This window comes from Streptomyces camelliae, assembly GCF_027625935.1.
Classification (GTDB): Bacteria; Actinomycetota; Actinomycetes; order Streptomycetales; family Streptomycetaceae; genus Streptomyces; species Streptomyces camelliae.
Genome location: NZ_CP115301.1, coordinates 38,278 through 56,376, shown reverse-complemented (window position 1 = coordinate 56,376; position 18,099 = coordinate 38,278). Strand labels below are relative to the sequence as shown.

Annotated in this window: 20 protein-coding genes; 4 read left to right on the top strand and 16 right to left on the bottom strand. The window is 69.2% G+C overall.

The annotated features are described in order from the left end of the window. Positions 1–139: 139 nt before the first annotated feature. Together O1G22_RS43335 and O1G22_RS43330 are read right to left on the bottom strand one after the other, a co-directional pair. The gene (locus O1G22_RS43335) at positions 140–1,417 is read right to left on the bottom strand and encodes a ParB/RepB/Spo0J family partition protein (protein ID WP_270086765.1); all 1,278 of its coding nucleotides are present in this window, start codon (positions 1,415–1,417) and stop codon (positions 140–142) included. Then, on the bottom strand, positions 1,414–2,679 hold the full coding sequence (locus tag O1G22_RS43330) for a ParA family protein (protein ID WP_270086764.1): 1,266 nt from the start codon (positions 2,677–2,679) through the stop codon (positions 1,414–1,416). The genes O1G22_RS43335 and O1G22_RS43330 overlap by 4 nt, the downstream gene beginning before the upstream one ends. A gap of 981 nt (positions 2,680–3,660) precedes the next feature. Between O1G22_RS43330 and O1G22_RS43325 the strand changes: the two genes are divergently transcribed. The 3 genes from O1G22_RS43325 to O1G22_RS43315 all read left to right on the top strand — a co-directional run bounded on the left by O1G22_RS43325 (position 3,661) and on the right by O1G22_RS43315 (position 5,585). Continuing rightward, entirely contained in the window at positions 3,661–4,113 is a 453-nt protein-coding gene (locus O1G22_RS43325; RefSeq protein WP_225102386.1) for a MarR family transcriptional regulator, read from the top strand. After that, positions 4,113–4,427 carry a replication initiation protein, RepL2 gene (locus O1G22_RS43320; protein ID WP_071377413.1) on the top strand — a complete coding sequence of 105 codons (315 nt, stop codon included), beginning with the start codon at positions 4,113–4,115 and terminating at the stop codon, positions 4,425–4,427. The genes O1G22_RS43325 and O1G22_RS43320 overlap by 1 nt, the downstream gene beginning before the upstream one ends. 333 nt (positions 4,428–4,760) lie before the next feature. Then, on the top strand, positions 4,761–5,585 hold the full coding sequence (locus O1G22_RS43315) for a hypothetical protein (protein WP_270086763.1): 825 nt from the start codon (positions 4,761–4,763) through the stop codon (positions 5,583–5,585). A gap of 23 nt (positions 5,586–5,608) precedes the next feature. Here O1G22_RS43315 and O1G22_RS43310 read toward each other — a convergent pair whose 3' ends face one another. Next, positions 5,609–5,941: a helix-turn-helix domain-containing protein gene (locus O1G22_RS43310; RefSeq protein ID WP_270086762.1), complete on the bottom strand. Its 333-nt coding sequence runs from the start codon at positions 5,939–5,941 to the stop codon at positions 5,609–5,611. Between the two features lie 396 nt (positions 5,942–6,337). Between O1G22_RS43310 and O1G22_RS43305 the strand changes: the two genes are divergently transcribed. Next, positions 6,338–6,736: a hypothetical protein gene (locus tag O1G22_RS43305; RefSeq protein ID WP_270086761.1), complete on the top strand. Its 399-nt coding sequence runs from the start codon at positions 6,338–6,340 to the stop codon at positions 6,734–6,736. Here the strand turns inward: O1G22_RS43305 and O1G22_RS43300 are convergent. The 13 genes from O1G22_RS43300 to O1G22_RS43235 form a co-directional block, all read right to left on the bottom strand. After that, the gene (locus O1G22_RS43300; protein WP_270086760.1) at positions 6,717–7,316 is read right to left on the bottom strand and encodes a Rossmann-fold NAD(P)-binding domain-containing protein; all 600 of its coding nucleotides are present in this window, start codon (positions 7,314–7,316) and stop codon (positions 6,717–6,719) included. The two genes, O1G22_RS43305 and O1G22_RS43300, sit on opposite strands and share 20 nt — an antisense overlap. A gap of 2 nt (positions 7,317–7,318) precedes the next feature. Beyond that, positions 7,319–8,188, bottom strand: a complete 870-nt coding sequence (locus O1G22_RS43295; protein WP_270086759.1) for a 4'-phosphopantetheinyl transferase family protein — start codon at positions 8,186–8,188, stop codon at positions 7,319–7,321. Continuing rightward, positions 8,185–8,376, bottom strand: coding sequence for a hypothetical protein (locus O1G22_RS43290; protein WP_270086758.1), 192 nt, complete (start codon positions 8,374–8,376; stop codon positions 8,185–8,187). Before O1G22_RS43290 ends, O1G22_RS43295 begins: the two co-directional genes overlap by 4 nt. Then, positions 8,373–8,774 carry a lipocalin-like domain-containing protein gene (locus O1G22_RS43285; protein ID WP_270086757.1) on the bottom strand — a complete coding sequence of 134 codons (402 nt, stop codon included), beginning with the start codon at positions 8,772–8,774 and terminating at the stop codon, positions 8,373–8,375. Before O1G22_RS43285 ends, O1G22_RS43290 begins: the two co-directional genes overlap by 4 nt. 103 nt (positions 8,775–8,877) lie before the next feature. Then, positions 8,878–9,759, bottom strand: coding sequence for an alpha/beta hydrolase (locus O1G22_RS43280; protein ID WP_270086756.1), 882 nt, complete (start codon positions 9,757–9,759; stop codon positions 8,878–8,880). Continuing rightward, the gene (locus tag O1G22_RS43275; RefSeq protein WP_270086755.1) at positions 9,756–10,706 is read right to left on the bottom strand and encodes an aromatase/cyclase; all 951 of its coding nucleotides are present in this window, start codon (positions 10,704–10,706) and stop codon (positions 9,756–9,758) included. The genes O1G22_RS43280 and O1G22_RS43275 overlap by 4 nt, the downstream gene beginning before the upstream one ends. 27 nt (positions 10,707–10,733) lie before the next feature. Then, a complete protein-coding gene (gene fabG / locus O1G22_RS43270) occupies positions 10,734–11,519 on the bottom strand; it encodes a 3-oxoacyl-ACP reductase FabG (protein ID WP_270086754.1) in 786 nt (261 codons plus the stop codon). Between the two features lie 43 nt (positions 11,520–11,562). Further along, the gene (locus O1G22_RS43265; protein ID WP_270086753.1) at positions 11,563–11,826 is read right to left on the bottom strand and encodes an acyl carrier protein; all 264 of its coding nucleotides are present in this window, start codon (positions 11,824–11,826) and stop codon (positions 11,563–11,565) included. 79 nt (positions 11,827–11,905) lie between these two features. Continuing rightward, complete coding sequence (locus O1G22_RS43260) at positions 11,906–13,099, bottom strand: ketosynthase chain-length factor (protein ID WP_270086752.1); 1,194 nt, start codon at positions 13,097–13,099, stop codon at positions 11,906–11,908. Then, complete coding sequence (locus tag O1G22_RS43255) at positions 13,096–14,367, bottom strand: beta-ketoacyl-[acyl-carrier-protein] synthase family protein (protein WP_270086751.1); 1,272 nt, start codon at positions 14,365–14,367, stop codon at positions 13,096–13,098. The genes O1G22_RS43260 and O1G22_RS43255 overlap by 4 nt, the downstream gene beginning before the upstream one ends. Next, complete coding sequence (locus tag O1G22_RS44635) at positions 14,364–15,035, bottom strand: TcmI family type II polyketide cyclase (protein ID WP_333492497.1); 672 nt, start codon at positions 15,033–15,035, stop codon at positions 14,364–14,366. Before O1G22_RS44635 ends, O1G22_RS43255 begins: the two co-directional genes overlap by 4 nt. 250 nt (positions 15,036–15,285) lie before the next feature. Beyond that, positions 15,286–16,083 carry a response regulator transcription factor gene (locus O1G22_RS43240; RefSeq protein WP_270086750.1) on the bottom strand — a complete coding sequence of 266 codons (798 nt, stop codon included), beginning with the start codon at positions 16,081–16,083 and terminating at the stop codon, positions 15,286–15,288. A gap of 516 nt (positions 16,084–16,599) precedes the next feature. Beyond that, the gene (locus O1G22_RS43235; protein WP_270086749.1) at positions 16,600–18,063 is read right to left on the bottom strand and encodes an MFS transporter; all 1,464 of its coding nucleotides are present in this window, start codon (positions 18,061–18,063) and stop codon (positions 16,600–16,602) included. Positions 18,064–18,099 lie beyond the last annotated feature (36 nt).

The following is an 18,099-nucleotide window of genomic DNA, read 5'->3' as shown; positions in this document are numbered from 1 at the left end:
CGGACCCGGGATCTCCACAGAAGAGACAACTTTCCTGTGTGGCGGGCCGTCAGTCCCTCGCTGGGCCTGCCAGGGACTGACGGGCAGGGACCGAACCGCTCCGGGCACTGTGGCTCGGTCCCTCCCGGTGGCTACGGGTTCACTCGACCCGGGTACCGGCCTGATCGACGAGGGACTGAGCCAGTTCGACGAGCCGACCCGCATCCCGTTCCAGACCCTTCGCCCCGAGGAAGCGAAGCAGATCGAAGAAGACCTCGTCCGAGGCGATCTTCGCGTCCAGCAGCATGGCGAGGGACCCGGGCTCGTCGTACGGCACCTTCCGCGGCCGCTGCTCCGGTTGCCCGTCGGCGTCTGCCGAGGAGGCATGCCCCCGAGGCTCCGGAATCACCTCCGTCCCGCCCCCGGGCTCCGACTCCCCCGCCTCGGCAAGCTCCTCAGGGGGAGGGGTGATTACGCCGTAATCACCCGAGCCACTCTCCAGTGCAGCCCCGCCCCGGTCGGACAGGTCAGACAGGTCGGACGGCCCGGTGATTACGCCGTAATCACTCCCGGACTCCTCCCCCGCCTCCGGACGCCCGATGATTACGCCGTAATCACCGCCGGTCCCCCCGTCCCTCTCCCCCCGAGGCGTGCTGACGGCCGGAGGAGTGATTACGCCGTAATCACCCGGTCCCCGCAGGGACTCCCCCGCCCGACCCCGGTCCTCCGCTTCCTTACGGGCCCGCTCGGCCTTCAGCTCCTCCAGCGCGGCTTCCTGCTGCTCGGCAGGCTTGTTGCCGACGGCCCGCAGCAGGTCGATGGGTTCCTCGCCGATCCGTGCCTGCAGTTCGGGCGTCAGGTTGAGCAGGGCCAGCCGCTGCGACACCCAGCCCTGGGAGCGATGCAGCCGCTTGGCCAGGGCCCGCTGGCTGCCGTGGATGGCCAGCAGCCGCTGCAGCGCCCGGGCTTCGTCGATCTCCTCCAGGGCCTGTCGGTGGATGTTGGCGACGAGCGCGGACTCAAGCAGCTCCTCGGAGGTGGCGCCCTGGTCGTCACTGACCATGACCTTCACGGTGGCCAGCCCGGCCTCCCGGGCGGCCGCGAGACGGCTGCTCCCGTCCACCACGACGTAGAGGGTGTCCGGTTCGAGGGCGCCCTCCTGGCCCGGGTTGGCCTTGAGGTAGGCGTCCCGGTTCATCACCGTGATCGCCTGCTTCTGCCCGTGGGTCTTCAGGCTCCCGGCCAGGTCGGTCAGGTCACCCAGAGTGGACCGCGGGTTGTCGGGATTCGGGCTGATGCGGTGGACGGGAAGCTCCGAGGGAGCCGCGACCCCTTCGGTGGGCACCCCGGTCGCGGCGGCCACGGCTTGGCGGCGTGCGCTGACCGGGCGTACCGCTCCGCCGAAGCGGCCGGCTCCCAGCTGATCGGCCTTGCTCACAACACCTCCCTGGCCAGCGCCCGCATCCCCACGGCCTGCTGCGACTTCGGCGCGTACGACAGCAGTGCCCGTTTCACCCGCACTGCCTCCTTCTGCTCCTTGAGGTCCCCGATGAGCCCGACGACCCGCGGATCCTTTATGTCGACCCATCCCTGAAGCGACGAGGTGGCGATGTATCCCCGCCGGGAGTCGTACAGATTCACGACGATGCCGAGGTAGTCGATGTCGATCTGCAGGTCCCCGCGCAGGTCGTCGATCTGCGTCGTCAGCAGCTCGTAGGCGTCCGCCGAACTGTCCTCGGCCTGTACGACGATGAGTGCCCCGGACTGCCCCGCCCGCTCAGCGTCACGCCGGCGCCCGTAGTACGCCGCGGCGTCCATGCTCAGGCCCAGGCTCGGCGGGCAGTCCACGATGATTACGTCGTAATCACTCTCCAGTGGAGCCAGCGCCCGCTCCAGCGCGGCTTCCCGGGCCCGCACCGCGGACAGCCGTACGTCCAGCAGGAAGGCGTCGTTGCAGGCTGGCAGCAGATGCAGCCGGCCACCGAACACGTCCTCGTCCACGGACACGATGAGGTCCCGCAGATCCCCCTTGGGCTCGCCCGCCATGTGGTTGGTCAGGCTGTCGCCGTTCATCGGCAGAGGAGTGGCGCCCAGCTGGTTGGTCAGATGGCACTGCGGGTCGAAGTCGACCAGCAGCACCTTCAGCCCCGGTCCGGGCAGGTTCTCGATGTCCAGCGGATCATCCACCGGCTCGGTGTCGTCGCCCTGGGCCTCACTCGCGCGCAGGGCCTGGGCGAGCGCCTTGGCCACGCGCACCGGATACAGCGCGTTGGAATCCTCGGACAGCGCCTCCCCGAGGCCTGCGGTGATGGCGGTCTTGCCGACACCACCCTTCTGGTTGCACACGATGATGCGGCGGGTGATCTCGGGCCGCGCCACGTCCGGGGCGGGATTGGCGTCCAGCCACAGCTGGACGGACTGGGCGAGTCCCTGGATGAGCGACACCCGCCGGTCGGCGGCGATCTGCCGGAACTCCTCCCACTGCCCCGGAGGCAGCAGCGTGGCGAAGGAGTCGGCGCCGGAGGTGTCGATGGTCTGCACGGTGGAGGCCAGGTCGCACCAGTCCCTGATGCCCTGTTCCACCGCGGCCTGGATGTCGATGCCGCACTGGGCGGCCCTGACTCTGAGGTTCTGCCGGAGCCATCCCGGCAGTTTGGAGACGACCTTCTCGCGGTCGCTGAAGGAGGCTGGAGAACTCATGACGTCACCATACTAACGTTTCTGACCTTTCTTGAGCCCCGACACGTTAGTTTGCTAACGCTGTTGAGCAGTCATCAAGGCCCGGGAGTGATTACGCCGTAATCACCCCCGGGGACGGGCGAAGCCAATGTGGGTGATTACGCCGTAATCACCCACCCACACACCCATTCCTCCTGCCCGCCCCAGCCCCGCGCGCAGAGCTCTCCTGCCGGTGCAGCCCGGCCCTCGGGTGCGGGTTCCAACCCCCCTCCCACACAGGCCCACAGGCCGGTGCCGGGTGTGCACCCGCATGGTCGCTCCCGGACCTGGCTGGGCAGCGTGGTACCAGGGGCCTTCGCCGGCCCCTGGACCCCGCTGCCCCTCCACTTCCCGGCGCGCACCCGTTTCGTCGTGGTCCGGACCGTGCGCGCCGGAAAGCGGAGGGTACGTGTGCCGGGCCGGGGCGGGTCCCCGGCGAACTCCTCGTGGCACGGCACTCATGTTCAGCCGCGGGCAGTGTGGGGGACACCCGTCATAGGGCAGAGGCAGTGATGGTCGAGGCCGAGTCGAAGCCGAGTCGAAGCCGCAACGCATCACGGGTCCTTGGGAGCGGAAGCGACGGCGGGGCTGTTTACAAGGGAAGAGAGCGCAGCCGCCAAAAGCCCTCTGACCTGCACAAACGCCCTGACCGACCAAGACCGTAGGAACTGCCAGGCAGTTCCTGAGAACTGCCACCACGTTCCTAGGAACTGAGTACCCAGTCCCTACGACAGCACCAGATTGACGTGACGTACATGTCTCCGGCACCGCGGACCCCGGAATGAAGGCGGAAACAGGGCGGAATCGAGGGCCCCGGACCCTGAGCACGACGACAGCCGACACGGCCGACAGGCGGACCTAATTGACTTCCTGCTCATGTACGTTAGGTTCATCTGGTCGGCCTGAGAGCCGTCCTTCATGAACCCCTGAACCACCAAGCACCCCCCTTGCACGGAGGGCCCGTTGGGAGCAGTACGCAGACTGGTCGACGCCGACACGGGCGAGCCGATCCCTTATGCGCCGTACGCCTTTTCCGGCAGGCACACACAGGTCGACAAGGCGCGCGTGGAGGCGATCACCGAGTCCAGGGCGTTCACGCCCAGTCAGAAGTTCCTCGTCCTGTGGTGGATCGGGGTCTCGCCCGAGGGCATGGAGCCGCTGCGAGCCACCGGCGCCGACATCGCCAAACGAGTGGGGATGTCCTCCGACGCCGTCGGAAAGATCAATAGGAAGCTGGTCAAACACCGCATCCTGATCGTCCGGGGACGGATCGGCAACTACAACCTCTATCGGATCAGCCCGTACATCGCCTTTCACGGCACAGGGATCGAGCAGCGTGAGGCCGTGAAGACGTGCAACCCGCCGGACATCCCCGGATTCGACGACAATGTTCCTGCACGGTGGGAGGTCCAGTGATGAGCAGCGACGACAAGCAGAAGAACCTCGAACTGCTGGAGAAGACGGCAGGGATGAGCGCCAACCAGCGTCTCGTCGTGATGCTGTACGCCCTGCACCCGACCGACAGGTCCGGCGCCGTCCTGGAGACAGCCGCCAACCTGGCCAAACTGGTCGGCATGGCACCGCCCGTCTTCTCCCGCACCCGCAAGCAGGTCATCGAGGCCGGCTGGCTGGAGGAGACCGAGCGGATCGGGCACATCAAGTACTACCGCCTCGACCCCAAGCGCATGGGGGAGAGGGTCGTCGTCCCTCTTCGCCGCGCCGCGACCTGACGTCCTGGGGAGCGGACCTCATTGACGTGACGTACATGAGGGACGCTCCTGGGAACCGTTCCGCTTCACCCCGAGGCAAGAACGGCGACCCGCCCAAACCCCACGCGTCCCATCCTCCACTTATGGCGGATAATGGTTGCTCAAAGTAACGGCGTGGTGCCGCTTCGGCTGACATCATCAGCTCTACTCGCGGCAGCTCTCGACGAAAGGTGCGCCGGCGAGAGGACCGGACGCCGGCGCGACCTGCCGAGGGCGAGCCCCGCGCGGCTTTCGCACGCTGACGACGGTCCGGCTTGTCCGTGAGACGTCTTGGGGGACTGGGGGACGCCGTCGATGAGTAGCTGGCCTCAGCATGCCTGGTGGGTCGATTACGCGTTACCGGCCGCCGTGAGCGCGGCCATCGCGTGGGTCGGGCTGGCCCGCGAGTTCGCCGGTAAGGGACGGCTGCTGGGCAGCTGGGCGTCCGCCGCCCTGATGCTGTTCGTACTGGCGCTGATGGGGGCGGTGGCGGCCGGTGCAGTGGTCCTCCTCCCTCACGCGGCACAGATTCCCCCGGTGCTCGCGGGCGCCGCGACGGGCGCCACCGCGCTGCCCCGGCGGAGACAGGACGAGACGGCGCAGCCGTACGTCAAGTTCATGACCCTGGGCATCGCCCTGGTCCGGGAGCGCCTGGTGCAGCGGGTGCACCTCGACGCCTGCACCTGGTCGGACCGCTTCCTCGACGGCATCGAAACGTCCACCCAGCTCAGGGTGTTCGTCCACGATCTCAAGCTGTACTTGCTGGAACGGCATCCGCTCACCGCCGACAGCAAAACGATCAACGCCATCTATGCGGACGTCGAGAAAGCGATCGACGCGGCACTGGACGTACAGACCCGTATCGACGAGGCGTGCCGCGACGGTGACCTCACCTGGCAACGCGATCCCACCGCTGACGAACTCATCGCCCGGCGCCAGGCGTTCGGCACCGCCCTCGCCCAGTGCGGCCACCTGCTGCACTTCGCATACGCCCACGGCCGCCGCAGCGAGATGGAAGAACTCCGGGCCCTGCGCGCGAAGTCGATGTCGAACGACGCCTTCCACAGCCCGGCACTGCCACCGCAGCGCCGCTGGTACGACCGCTGGCTGGCCCGAGGACGACAGACGGGACGACTTTGAGCCACCGGCCCTGGCGCCGCCACTCACTTGTGGGCCGGGAACCCCACGCTTCCGATGGCGGCGGCGCTGGATTCCGTGCCACTGCGGCCGGCTGCGGCCTCCGACCGGGGCCGGAAGCTGATCTGAACGTCGGCGTCCAGCGCCTCCGCCACGGCGGCGAGCGTCCGAACCGTCAGATTCGCATCCCCCGACAAGATCTGGCTGACCCGCCCCGGACTGACACCCATCGCCTTCGCCAGATCGGACCGGCTCTTGCCCAGTCCCGCCAACAGCCCGGCCAGAGAGGCCGTGGCCTGCCGTGCCACCTGCGAGGCCGCCCATTCGGTCCGGTCGTCGTCACGGGCGAAGATGCCCATGTCTCACCCCCAACTCACGCCGCGACAACGCTCGTTGCCACACCACCAGGATGCCACCTTTAGCTATAACTAAAAACTCGGTTGCCGAAAAACCCATCCCCATCGCCGCTCCCCAGCGCTCCTGACCTGCATCAACATCCATCCGGAAACGCGGTCCGAAGTCACCCTGTCGGGCGAGAAGCACAGTGATCTTTCCCGCCAGGCCTCCTTGGAGGAAACGTTCGTGCGCGGCCCGGCCTTCCAGCGCGCAGCGCTCACCAGACCAGCATCGTGGTTTCGGTCGAAGCCCGCCTGTGCTTCCCGGGAGACCAACGTGCGCGTGCGCTACTGTCTCCGTCAGAACCTCGTTCATTCTCGTAAGTCGTAACGGGAGGCTCTGTGCGGATCACCGTCACTGTGGACCAACCCACGCCCGAGTTCCAGACCAAGCTCCTCGCCCTCCTCTCCGAACACGCCCAGGACGTCGAAGCCGACTCCACCTGGACCGAGGAACGCGCCACTCAGTACTACCGGATGCTCCCTGCCCGAGCCCGACGCATTGTGAAGGAAGCCGTCCAGCGCGGTGGCCACGTACCGGCGGACGCCCTCCGGGACAAGCCGGACGACAGCTTGCGCGGGCACAGCGCACCGCTCAGCCGGATTCTCCAGCGCGGCAAAATGCTCAGGTGCTGGCCCGAGGCGATGGAGCAGCCCGTGACAGGTGTGGGCCCCGGATTCGGCAAGGTCGAGGGCTACGGGATCAACCCCGAGCTGATCCCCGTCTTCGAGACCGCCATCAGCAACGTGGAGAAGTGAGGGAGCCGCCCGCCGCGCTGAACCCGAACACGCCGAGCAGGTGTGGAGCTCGGAAAGTCACCGACCTGGCAACGGCTGAGATCAGCTGGATGAGCCGCCGGACGATGCTCACGGCCCAGTCGGCGAAGGCCGCCGGCGCTCGGCCGGTGATCCGGGCGACCGTGTCCGTCACCGGGGCGGCGGTGCCGACCGAGGCGGCGTACGTGGCGAGGACGGAGTCGACGAAGCCGGGCACCCCGAACGCGCCGTACTGCTCCTCCAGTTGGGCCCGGGCGGCGTCGCCGGCCAGGTCGACGACGGTGACCGGCCGCCCGATCGCCGCCGGGATCAGCTCGACCTGCCGGCGCAGTGTCATCGACTCCGGGCCGGTGAGCTCGTACGTCGCGCCCTCGTGGCCGTCGGACAGCAGGGCCTGGACGGCGACCGCCGCGATGTCGCGCTCGTGGATCGGCTTCGGCCCCCGCACCGGTTCCCTCGCGCACGACAGCGGCCGCTTCTTCTCGGCGGAGGCCCTGCGGGGGGGGAGGCCGACGAGCCGATCGGCAGCTGCGAGCAGCCCATCCTGGTCCAGCTGTGCCACGGTCAGTTGACGCTACGCCAGATGTGCTGCTCCGCCTCCTCGTTGTCGTCGTCCCGGCCCACGTCGCTGCGGGGCGCCCGCTCGGGTTCCGCGAGGTGGTCGTCGGTCCTGCCGAGGCTGTTCTGCTGCACGGGATCATTCATGAAAGCGGTCCGTCCTTCCTGTCTCCACGGCTGTCTCACGAACGGGGGTGTGACGAACACCGGCTCCCGGGGCGGTCTGCCCGCGGACAAGCCCACCGCGGCGACGTATCCGCCAGGGAGCCGGAAGGCGCTGAACTCCGCCGCGACGTAAGGGGTACGCGCGGCGAGCGGGAAGCGGGCGCCCGGGCACTCGAACCTGATGCTCCGCAGGCCGGCGCGCAGGCCCTGGCCGGTCAGTTTGGCCGCCGCCTCCTTCAGCACCCACAGGGCCGCCCGGCATTCGGCGTCCTGCGGCATGGCGTGCAAGGCCGCCCGCTCGCCGGGGCCGAGGAAGACGTCGTCGGGCAGCCGGGTCACGCGCGCCACCTGCTCAGTGTCGACTCCGACCCGCGCCCCGAGGGCCACGGCCGCCAGTGCGTACCGGCCGCTGTGCGCGATGCTCAGCGACAACTGCGGCCTGGCCACCACGTACGGCTGCCCGCCGGGGTGCTGCCCGGTGCCCAGGGTTGTCCATGGCGTGCCGACGATCCATGCGGCCGCCCGGCGGGCCAGCCACCGCCCGATCAGCGAGCGGGTCCGGTCCGCGGTCACCCGCTTGCGCAGGATCCGCTCGCGCTCGGCCGGCGGCAGCACCTCGAACACCGTGCGCGCGAGCTCCTCGGTGCCCGGGGAGCGCAGATCGTGCGCGAGGAGCAGCACGCGCGGCGAGGCGACGGCGACCGGCGTCATGTGTCTCCCAGGCCCAGCCGTCCGAGGTGCGCGGCCACCGCCGCGGCGCTCCGACCCTCCGCCGGCTCCTCCTGCGGGCCGGTGGCCGCGGTGCGTACCGCTCCGGGCGCGAAGATGCTCAGGGCCACCAGCAGCGGGTGGTCGGCGTCCTCGGCCATCCCGACGACTGTGTCCACCAGGGCGCTCATCGTGCACCCCCGGGCCGCCCGGCCCTGCGCCACACGAGGACGCGCCGCTGCGGACGCGCGTCCACCTCCCGGGTGGCGCGGACGGTGAGGACGTCTCCGTCGAGTTCGGCGTCCCGGGACTGCTCGATGCCGATCCAGTCGGGGCGCGACGAGATCCGGATGCGGTGCACGACCTTCCCGTCCCGCACCTGCCACTCGCCCGCGTATCCCATGTACGAGGGGCCCGGTGCGGTAGCCGGTGCGGTGGGCATCATGCTCACCGAGACGTGGCCGTCGGGCGTGTAGATCAGCATGCCCGACGGGGACGGCCCCAGCGGGCCCTCTCCCACGGGCCGCCCGGCCTCGTCCACGTCGTGGAAGGCATCCAGGTGCCACACACCGACGATGTCCTGGGTCATGTCCGGTCCTGCTTTCCTAGCGTGGGTCTGATCGGGTCGCTCGTGCGATCGGGGGCGGCGGTCCGGGGAACCCGCCGGCGGTGTCACGTGCTGTCGGGGGACATCAGTGTGTTCCGGCTCCCGCTACCCGCAGGCACTCCTCCGCGAAGCCGAGGGCCCTGAGGTGGTAGGCGCGGGCCGTCCAGCCGAGGCTGATGTTGTGGCCGGCGTCGGGCTGATGGTCCGTCACCACGCGGGGCGCCGCGCTCAGCCGTGACCGCAGCCGGGCGACCGCCTGCTGGTCGTGCTGCCACCAGGCCTCGTGCTCGGCGAAGGTGAACCGGACCGGCACCCGGATCCGCCCGGCGAACTCGGCGAACTCCTCCGGCCAGCGGACGGCGTCCGCGAGCTCGCGCGGCGGAACCGAGGCGACCATGGTGCCGCTGGCCCGGAACGTCCCCGGCGGATACAGCCGCAGCGGCCCCCAGTTGAGCCGCCAGCTCCGTCGCCCGTGCGTGTCGCGGGCACCGAAGGGCACCGCGTACTCGCCGCCGCAGCCGGAGATGTCGAGGCCGAGCAGCTCCGGCACCGTGCCGTCCGCGGCGATCCGCAGCGCGGGCTTGCCGCCGAAGGAGTGGGCGAGGAGGAAGACGCCGCTGCCCGTGTCGAACCGCGCCGTGAGGAAGCGCAGGGCCGCGCTGAGCGTCGCCGCCTGGTCCGCGATGCCCTGCCCCTGGGGCAGTTGCCGCGCCGACAGGCCGTAGCCCGGGCGGTCCACGGCCACCGCCGCGAACCCGAGGCTCGTGGCAAGGTCGAGGAACGACGTGTCGGGGTGGGTTGGTCCGTGGAAGTACGAGGAGCTCATCCCGGCTCCGTGCAGGGCGACGACCATCGCCCTGCACGGAGCCTGTTCCGGGAGGGCGAGCAACGCGGACAGGGTGATGCCGTCCGCGTCGAGGGTGATGCCGCGCGCTCTCCCCGTGGTGGCCGGCTGTGCCACCGTCATGGCCGGTCGCCCCCGGCGCGCTCCTCGGCGAACGCCCTGGCAAGGCCGAGGGTCGCCATGCTGTTGGTGCTGAGCGCCGTGCGGACGTAGTCGATCGCGTCCTGCACGGTCGCGTCCGCTCCCAGGATCTTCGCGATGTTCTCGGTGTTGACCGTGAACGTGTGCTGCGAGGAGGCCGTGACGCCGTCCTCGGTCGGCGTGATGGTCCAGCGGCCGGTGTGCAGCGTGATGAGGGCCGGCAGGGTGACCTGCTTGTAGGCGATCCGGTGGTGCGGCAGGCACACGCGGTACGACTTCGTGGTGTGCGAGGTGCCGTCCTTGGACAGGGTGTCCATTTCGAGCGTCTGCAGCCCCGGCGCCGGTTCCTCCAGCCGCACCGCGAGGACGTGCGGCAGACGATCGGTCCACAGGTCCGCCCGGTCGATGAAGTCGTACACGTCCCGGGCGTTGCCCCTGATCGTGACCGTGTCCTCGAAGGAGCAGGTCAGCGCGTCGGTGGTGTCCTCGGATTCGGCTATCGCCTTCAGTGACTCCAGCTCGGAGCGGGAGTTGCGGTCGACGACTTCGTCGAGCCAGGTGAGGCTGTCCTCGTCGACCGCCTGATAGTCGTGGTCGAGGCGCACCAGCGTGTCGCCGGAGGGGAGCGCCTCGATGTGCCAGGCTCCCCCCATCGCGGCCACCGGGGGCGTGCTGACCTCCTGCCGGAACCGGATGCGGAGGTTCTCCGGGTCGAGGGTCCGGTGGGACGTCCAGTTCTTCACGGTGTCGCCGGCCGTGGCCCAGATGCGGATGCGCTCCTCGCGTTCGCCGCGCTCCACATGGTCGACGTAGATGTTCGGAGGGAAGAGCCGGGGCCAGTCCTCGGCATGCGCGAGCATGCGGTAGACGGTTTCGGCGGGGGCGGAGATCTTGATCTCGTGACGGGACTCGTGCAGCTCCGACGGCATGGTGGACTCCTTCGCGCTCGGTGGATGTCAGAAGTTGCCGAGGCCGCCGCAGACGTTCAGGGCCTGGGCGGTGATGGACGCCGCCGTGTCGGTCGTCAAGTAGCCGACCAGGCCCGCCACTTCCTCGGCGGTGGAGTAGCGGCCCAGCGGGATCTTGGCCTGGAACTTCTCCAGGATCGCCGCCTCCGGGGCACCGGACAGGCGGGAGTAGTTCTGCCGTACCCGCTCGGCCATCGGGGTCTCGACATAGCCCGGGCAGACCGCGTTGACCGTGATGCCGGTGGGAGCCAGTTCGTTGCCCAGCGCCTTGGTGAAGCCGACGACGCCGTGCTTGGAGGCGGAGTACGGGGCACCCAGGACGACGCCCTGCTTGCCGGCGGTGGAGGCGATGTTGATGATGCGCCCCCACTCCTTGTGCCGCAGCCCGCCCGTGGTCAGCACCTCGCGGGTCAGGCGGAACACGCTGTTGAGGTTGGTGTCGATGATGTCGTCCCACAGTTCGTCGGAGATGTCGGCCGTGACTCCGCCGCCGGGGATCCCCGCGTTGTTGACGAGCACGTCGACCGTGCCGAACCGCTCGACGGCCGCCTGGACGAACCCGCGGATCGAGTCCCCGGACCGCACGTCCAGGACGACGCCGTCCACGTCGAGCTGCTCCTCCTGGAGCTGCTTGACGGTCGCGAGGACCTTGTCCTCGGTGCGGGACCCGATGAACACCCGGTGCCCCTGCCCGGCCAGCAGCCGGGTGACGGCCAGACCGATGCCGCTGGTGGCACCCGTCACCAGGACGACCCGGCTCTTCTGCTCTGTCATTTCCCCTCTTTCCCTGCGGTTTTCCTGTGGTGTCGTGCGGTGGTCAGGCGGCCTGGGCGACCATGTGAGAGGCGATGGCGTCGAGGAGGGCGCGGGGGGTGGTTGCGTCGCCCACGACGGTCTCGTCCAGCTCGATGCCGTACTCGCGCTCGACGCGGCTGGCGGTCTCCAGCAGGGCGAGCGAGTCGTAGCCGATGTCGGCGAAGTCGGTGTCGAGGATGTCCCCTTCGAGACCGGTGCCGTCGGGGGCGCCGGAGCCTTCGAGGAGGATCCGCTTGAGGTCGTCGAGCGTGAAGGTGCGGGACATGGGAAAGCCTTCCTGCTTGTTACTGGTTACAGCTGGAGCTGGAGCTGGAGCTGGGGTGCGGGTGGGAGTGCGGCGGCGCTCAGGAGCGCACGACCATGGCCGAGTTGAAGCCGCCGTGGCCCCGGGCAAGGACGAGCGCGGTGCGCAGGCGGGCGGCACGGGGCTGGGAGACGACCAGGTCGAGGCCGTAGTGCTCGGCCGGCTCGGTGTGGACCGTCGGCGGGATCGTGTCCTCGTTCAGGGCGAGGAAGGCCGTGGCGAGGTCGAGTGCCGCGCCCCCGGCGTACAGCCGTCCCGTCATCGTCTTCGGCGCGGTGACCGGTACGCCGTGCGGCCCGAAGACCTCGACGATCGCCTCGGCCTCGACGCGGTCGAGCTCCGGCTCGGCCGCCGCGTCGGCGAACACCACGTCCACGTCGGCGGGGGTCACGCCCGCGTCGGCGAGGGCGAGTTCCACGGCCTTGCGCAGGCCGGGTTCGCGTCCGTCGAAGGTGGCGGCGTACCCGGCGATCTCGCCGTACACCCTGGCGCCGCGGGCCCTCGCGGAGTCGGCCGACTCCATGATGAGCAGGGCGCCGCCCTCACCGGCCACGTGGCCGGCGGCCCGGTCGTCGAAGGGCAGGTAGGCGTGGGTCGGCTCCTCGGCCGTGCTGAGGCGACCGCTGGTGTGCAGTCCCACCCAGCCCCAGGAGCACAGCAGCGCGTCCACGGCGCCGGCGACGACGAGCGAGGTGCCCTTGCGGATCTGGCGCCGGGCCTGGGCCACCGCGTCCAGACCGCCCGCCTGGTCCGTGACGACCACTCCGCTGGGGCCCTTCATGCCGTTGCGGATGGAGATCTGGCCGGTGTTGACCGCGTAGAACCAGGCGAAGGACTGGTACGCGCTGACGTACTGGCTGCCCTTGCTCCACAGGTTCTTCAGCTCGTGCTGGCTGAACGCGAACCCGCCCGCCGAGCTGGCGGTGCTCACGCCCATGCTGAACTCGGGTAGTTCGGCCGGCCGCACCCCGGCGTCGGCGAGCGCCCAGTCTGCCGCGACGAGCGAGAGCCGGGTGACCCGGTCGGTCTGGGGCATCAGCCTGCTGGGCAGATACTCCTCGGCCGTGAAGCCGCTGATCTCGCCGGCGAGCCGCGCCGGGTACCCGGAGGCGTCGAACTGGGTGAGCGGGCCGATGCCGCTCTTGCCGGCGAGGGTCGCGTTCCAGAAGTCCTGGCCACCGAGCCCGTTGGGCGCAGCCACGCCCAGCCCGGTCACCACCACTGAGGCCGTCACGCCGCGCTCCTTTCAGGCTGGGCCAGCACCATGGCGCTCTGGAACCCGCCGAAGCCGCTGCCGACCGTGAGGACTGCGTCGACGAGCTGGTCGCGGGCGGTGAGCGGAACGTAGTCCAGGTCGCACTCGGGGTCGGGGGTGTGCAGGTTCGCCGTGGGCGGCACGACGTTGTGCTGGATCGCGAGGATCGACGCGGCGATCTCGATGGATCCGATCGCGCCCAGCGAGTGCCCCACCATGGACTTGATGGAGCTCACAGGTGTGCGGTACGCGTGGTCGCGCAGGGTCCGCTTGAACGCGGCGGTCTCGTGGCGGTCGTTCTGCTTGGTCCCCGAGCCGTGCGCGTTGATGTAGTCGATGTCCGTGGGGTTCATCCGGGCCTCGTCCAGGGCGACGGTGATCGCCTCCGCCATCTCCGCGCCGTCGGCGCGCAGGCCCGTCATGTGGTAGGCGTTGCTCCGGGTCGCGTATCCCGCGATCTCCGCGTAGATACGGGCGCCCCGGCGCTGCGCGCTCTCAAGTTCCTCAAGGACGAACACCGCGGCGCCCTCGCCGAGCACGAACCCGTTGCGGGTGCCGTCGAAGGGCCGGGAGGCGTGCTCCGGTTCGTCGTTGCGGGGCGTGGTCGCCTTGATCGCGTCGAAGCAGGCCAGGGTGATCGGAGAGATCGGCGCGTCCGTGGCACCGGCGACCACGACGTCGGCAGTGCCCTCGCGGATCAGCTCGGTGGCGTAGCCGACGGAGTCGAGTCCGGAGGTGCAGCCCGCCGACACCACGCTGCTCGGTCCCTGTGCGCCGACGGTGCGGGCGACCTCGGCCGCGAAGGAGCTCGGCACGAAGTAGTTGTAGAAGTGCGGGTCGGCGTAGGTGTGGTCGACCAGGTCGAGGCGGCCGTCGTCGCTGACGATCCGGTAGTCCTCGTCGAGGCTCATGGTGGAACCGACGGCGGTACCGACGGTGACGCCGATGCGGTAGGGATCAAGCGTGTCGAGGTCCAGGCCGCTGTCGGCGACGGCGCCGCGCGCGGCGACCACCGCGAACTGGGCGGCCCGGTCCATCCGCCGCACCTCCTGCGGGGTCAGGCCGTGCGTGTACGGGTCGAAGTCGACCTCGGCGGCCACGCGGGAGCGGAACGGAGAGGGGTCGAAGAAGGTGATACCCCGGGTCGCGGTGCGTCCCTCGGTCAGCAGGTCCCAGAACTTCCGGGTGCCGACCCCGCCGGGAGCGATGACCTCGACGCCGGTGATGACGACTCGTCGCGCAGTCACGCCGACGCCTCCCAGAGGTAGAAGCGGGTGGCGATCTGGTCGGCCGTGGAGCGCCAGCGCTCCGGGGCGTACTTCTTCACCAGCGGGTCGAGGTCGGCGCAGATCTTCACGAAGCGCGGGTCGGCCTCCTTCCACGCCTGGTCGATCACGGCCGTGCCGTTCTCGCTCAGGAAGTCCTGGATGTGGAAGTACACGCCGTGGTACGAGAACAGCTGCCGGCGCCGGGTGCCCATCCGGTACGGGAAGTCGGTGGCGTCGAGTTCACCGAAGAGCCGGGTGACCTCGGGGATGACCTCGTCGGCCACCCGGTTCACGATGACCGTGCTGTGCAGGCCGGTCTCCTTGTCCACCGGCGGGTCGCCCTCCCAGTGGTAGAAGACGGCGGCACGGTCGTCGGCGATGGTCGGGTCGTAGGCCGTGACCAGGGGTGCCAGCCGCTCGCGGAGCTCGGCCACCCGGGAATCCTTCGCCGCCTCCTCGGCCTTCTCGCCGGCGTTCTCTCCGGTGAAGTCCTGAATGTGAACGAAGACGTCGTAGTAGGTGTAAAGCTGCCGACGTTTCAGGCCGGATATCCCGGGCGCGGTGCCCGCGTCGAATTCAGCGAAGATCTCGGATATCTCCTTGCTGTACTCCCCGTTCAGCCTGCCCACGCTCACCACAGTGAACATGCCCTGCCCTCCCGTTCTGTTCCGACGCATCGGATTACGCATTCACTATTCACCAGGACTCGTCGCACTCTCAACACGATCCACTTCATAAGTTCTACATTTCCATGAAGGGAAGAGTCAGGTTTTCCCAGGCGCAACTCAGCGACAGGTCAGGGGAATATCAGACGGGCAGCTCAGGGCATGATGAAGCCGCCGCAGCTCGGAAGAGCTGCGGCGGCGGCCGGCAAAAGCGTTCTCTTCAGTTACGACATCACAGCTGCGCCCGGCCGATACGGAAGCCGACGCCCCGCACCGTGAGAATCCACGACTTCTCTCCGAGTTTGTTGCGAATGCTGCTGACGTGCGTGTCGACCGTGCGGCGAGACCAGGAGTTGTTCCAGACCTGGCGCATGATGTGCTCGCGCGAGACGACACTGTCGGGATTGGCCGCGAGCAGTTGGAGCAGGTCGAATTCCTTGCGGCTCATCGGGATCATCCGGTTGTGCAGCTGCACTTCGCGGGTGAGCGCGTCGATCCGCAAGGGGCCGTGCTCGATGACGCGTTCGTCCTGCCGGCGCGGAGTCGCGCGCCGCATCACCGCGTCCATCCGGGCCATGAGTTCCCGGAATCCGTAGGGCTCGACCACATAGTCGTCGGCCCCGGCCTGGAGGGCCAGCACGCAGTCCAGCTCGGAGGAGCGGTCGGTGATCACGATGATCGGGATGTTGCAGGTGGTCCGGATGGCCCGGCACACCTCCAGCCCGTCGATGTCGGGCAGGTCGGGGCCCAGCAGCACCACATCCGCCTGGTCATAGACGTCGAGTGCCTTGGCGCCGGTGTCGACGCAGCTCACCTGGTGCCCATGCCGACCCAGCGCCTGGCTCAGCGGCTCCCGCTGCTGCTGCTCGCTCTCCACGAGGAGTACCTGCCAGGTGTCGGACGCGGGGAACGAGACGGGCAGAGGCCGCGGCGGCAGCACGGCGACGCTGCTGTGGTACCGCTGCCGATCGGCCTCGCCGGCAGTGTCCGCGGCTATGTTGATTTCCGATATCTCGGCACGCTGTTCCATCCATCTACCCCCATGTTTGTGGATGTGTAACAGAAGACAGCCCGGTCTTGTTCTCGTAAGAGCTTGTATTTATTTCCATGAAAGTCGATCGGAATTTTCCGGTCGGGCCTCACGGTGGCTTCATTGCCGACCGTGGCGAACCAGGCGCGCACTCCGAGGTCTTGGTACGAACTTTTTATCCGGAGGGTCGGAACGGATCGTTCCTGCCGGAGGGCTGTCGATGACGATACGTCAAAGGTCACAGAGAGGCCTGCTCGACGGCTGAATTCATTGAGCCTCCTTCAATCTCAGCTTGAGCTGTTGATGTGGAGGGTGCGGCCCTCCGGCCGGCGGGCCGCCGACGCCACCGGCTGCCGCGCTGAAGGCGGCGGGCCCGCAGTGGGCCGGACAGGAAACGGGGGCCGAGTCGGGTGGATCGATCTCCGATGGGCAGACAAGCACGCGAAGCTCCGGGCGGACAGGTCGCTCTCGGTCGACAACCCATCTACCAGGAGCTTCGCCTGGAGGACAACGCGGTCACACCTCCACGTGCCGCACCGCGCGCTCGGGCAGCCACAAGGTGCACAGAGCGGCGCCCGCGACGAGCGCGAGGGCCACCAGGAGCCCCGTCGAGGTCGCCGCCGTGAAGGCCGACGCCCCGTGCCCGCGCCGCCCGTTCAGGACGGAGAAGAAGACCGTGCCGAGCACGGAGGCACCGAGCGCGTTGCCCACCTGCTGGGCGGAGCTCAGGGTGCCCGAGGCGGAGCCGGTCTCCTCCTCGTCGACGCCCGAGAGCACGATGTCGAAGAACGGCGCGATGGCGAGCCCGGAACCGATGCCTACGACCGCGAGCGCGGGCGAGAGCCACCAGGCGTTCACCGGATCGTCCTGCACGGCGATCGTGCCCAGCGCGGCCAGCAGGCCGGCGGCGACGGCGGCGAACCCGATGAACATGGTCCGTCGCGCCATCCCGAGCGCCTGGGAGAACCCGAACCCGAGCAGCATGCCGCCCGCCTGCGCGATCGTGGCGAGTCCCGACTTCAGCGGGCTCATACCGAGACCGAGCTGGAAGAAGAGGCTGAACAGCAGCGCACCGCCCATCATCACGCTGAAGAAGAGGATGCCGATGGACAGCCCGGAGACGAACGCCTTCTTCCCGAACAGCGAGGGAACAACGAGTGTCGGCAGGCCCTTGCCCGCCCGGTGGTACTGGTAGCGGACGAAGCCGGCGAGGGTGCCGACGCCGCCGGCCAGGAGCACGAACACCCACCAGGGCCAGCCCAGCTCACGGCCCTGCACGAGCGAGAAGACCACGGCGGCCATCCCGGCCGCGGCGATCAGGGCCCCCACCACGTCGATCCTGAGGTCCTTCTGCCGCGGCGACCGGGGCAGCACGGCGAGTCCGGCCAGCAGGGCGAGGCCACCGACGGGGACGTTGACGGCGAAGATCATCCGCCAGCCCCAGCCGAAGTAGTCCGCGTCGACCAGCCAGCCCGCCACGATCGGCCCGGCCACGCCGGACAGCGCCATCGCCGGCCCGGTCACGCCGAAGGCCATGGCGACCTTGTCGGGTGGGAAGACGCCCCTGATGATGCCGAGCGCCTGCGGCACCATCAGCGCGCCCAGCAGACCCTGCAGGATCCGGGCGGTGATCAGGGTCTCCGGGTTGGTCGCCAGCGCCGAGACCAGCGAGGTCACGGTGAAGCCGGCCAGGCCGACCAGGAAGAGGTTCTTGCGCCCGAACTTGTCGCCGAGCCGCCCGCCGATGAGCAGTCCGGCGGCCATGGCGATGGTGTATCCGGCCGCGAGCCACTGGATGAACTCCTGCGAGCCGCCCATGTCGCGCGTGATCGTCGGTCCGGCAATGGTCGTGACCAGCGAATCAAGCAGATCCATGATCTCGCCGATGAGGATGATGCCGACGGCCGCCCATGCCCGCCTGGCAGAGACCACGGGGCCCTCCGGCGGGGCCACGGACTGCGGCATTTCGGTAGTGGACATGCCGACCTCCTGGGTCGAGACAGCTGACGTGCCGCC

Excerpts from the sequence above, each read along its gene's own strand:
- O1G22_RS43330 (WP_270086764.1), bottom strand. The coding sequence starts at position 2,679 with ATGAGTTCTCCAGCCTCCTTCAGCGACCGCGAGAAGGTCGTCTCCAAA.
- O1G22_RS43320 (WP_071377413.1), top strand. The coding sequence starts at position 4,113 with ATGAGCAGCGACGACAAGCAGAAGAACCTCGAACTGCTGGAGAAGACG.
- O1G22_RS43315 (WP_270086763.1), top strand. The coding sequence starts at position 4,761 with ATGAGTAGCTGGCCTCAGCATGCCTGGTGGGTCGATTACGCGTTACCG.
- O1G22_RS43310 (WP_270086762.1), bottom strand. The coding sequence starts at position 5,941 with ATGGGCATCTTCGCCCGTGACGACGACCGGACCGAATGGGCGGCCTCG.
- O1G22_RS43295 (WP_270086759.1), bottom strand. The coding sequence starts at position 8,188 with ATGACGCCGGTCGCCGTCGCCTCGCCGCGCGTGCTGCTCCTCGCGCAC.
- O1G22_RS43290 (WP_270086758.1), bottom strand. The coding sequence starts at position 8,376 with ATGAGCGCCCTGGTGGACACAGTCGTCGGGATGGCCGAGGACGCCGAC.
- O1G22_RS43285 (WP_270086757.1), bottom strand. The coding sequence starts at position 8,774 with ATGACCCAGGACATCGTCGGTGTGTGGCACCTGGATGCCTTCCACGAC.
- O1G22_RS43280 (WP_270086756.1), bottom strand. The coding sequence starts at position 9,759 with ATGACGGTGGCACAGCCGGCCACCACGGGGAGAGCGCGCGGCATCACC.
- O1G22_RS43275 (WP_270086755.1), bottom strand. The coding sequence starts at position 10,706 with ATGCCGTCGGAGCTGCACGAGTCCCGTCACGAGATCAAGATCTCCGCC.
- fabG (WP_270086754.1), bottom strand. The coding sequence starts at position 11,519 with ATGACAGAGCAGAAGAGCCGGGTCGTCCTGGTGACGGGTGCCACCAGC.
- O1G22_RS43265 (WP_270086753.1), bottom strand. The coding sequence starts at position 11,826 with ATGTCCCGCACCTTCACGCTCGACGACCTCAAGCGGATCCTCCTCGAA.
- O1G22_RS44635 (WP_333492497.1), bottom strand. The coding sequence starts at position 15,035 with ATGTTCACTGTGGTGAGCGTGGGCAGGCTGAACGGGGAGTACAGCAAG.
- O1G22_RS43240 (WP_270086750.1), bottom strand. The coding sequence starts at position 16,083 with ATGGAACAGCGTGCCGAGATATCGGAAATCAACATAGCCGCGGACACT.
- O1G22_RS43235 (WP_270086749.1), bottom strand. The coding sequence starts at position 18,063 with ATGTCCACTACCGAAATGCCGCAGTCCGTGGCCCCGCCGGAGGGCCCC.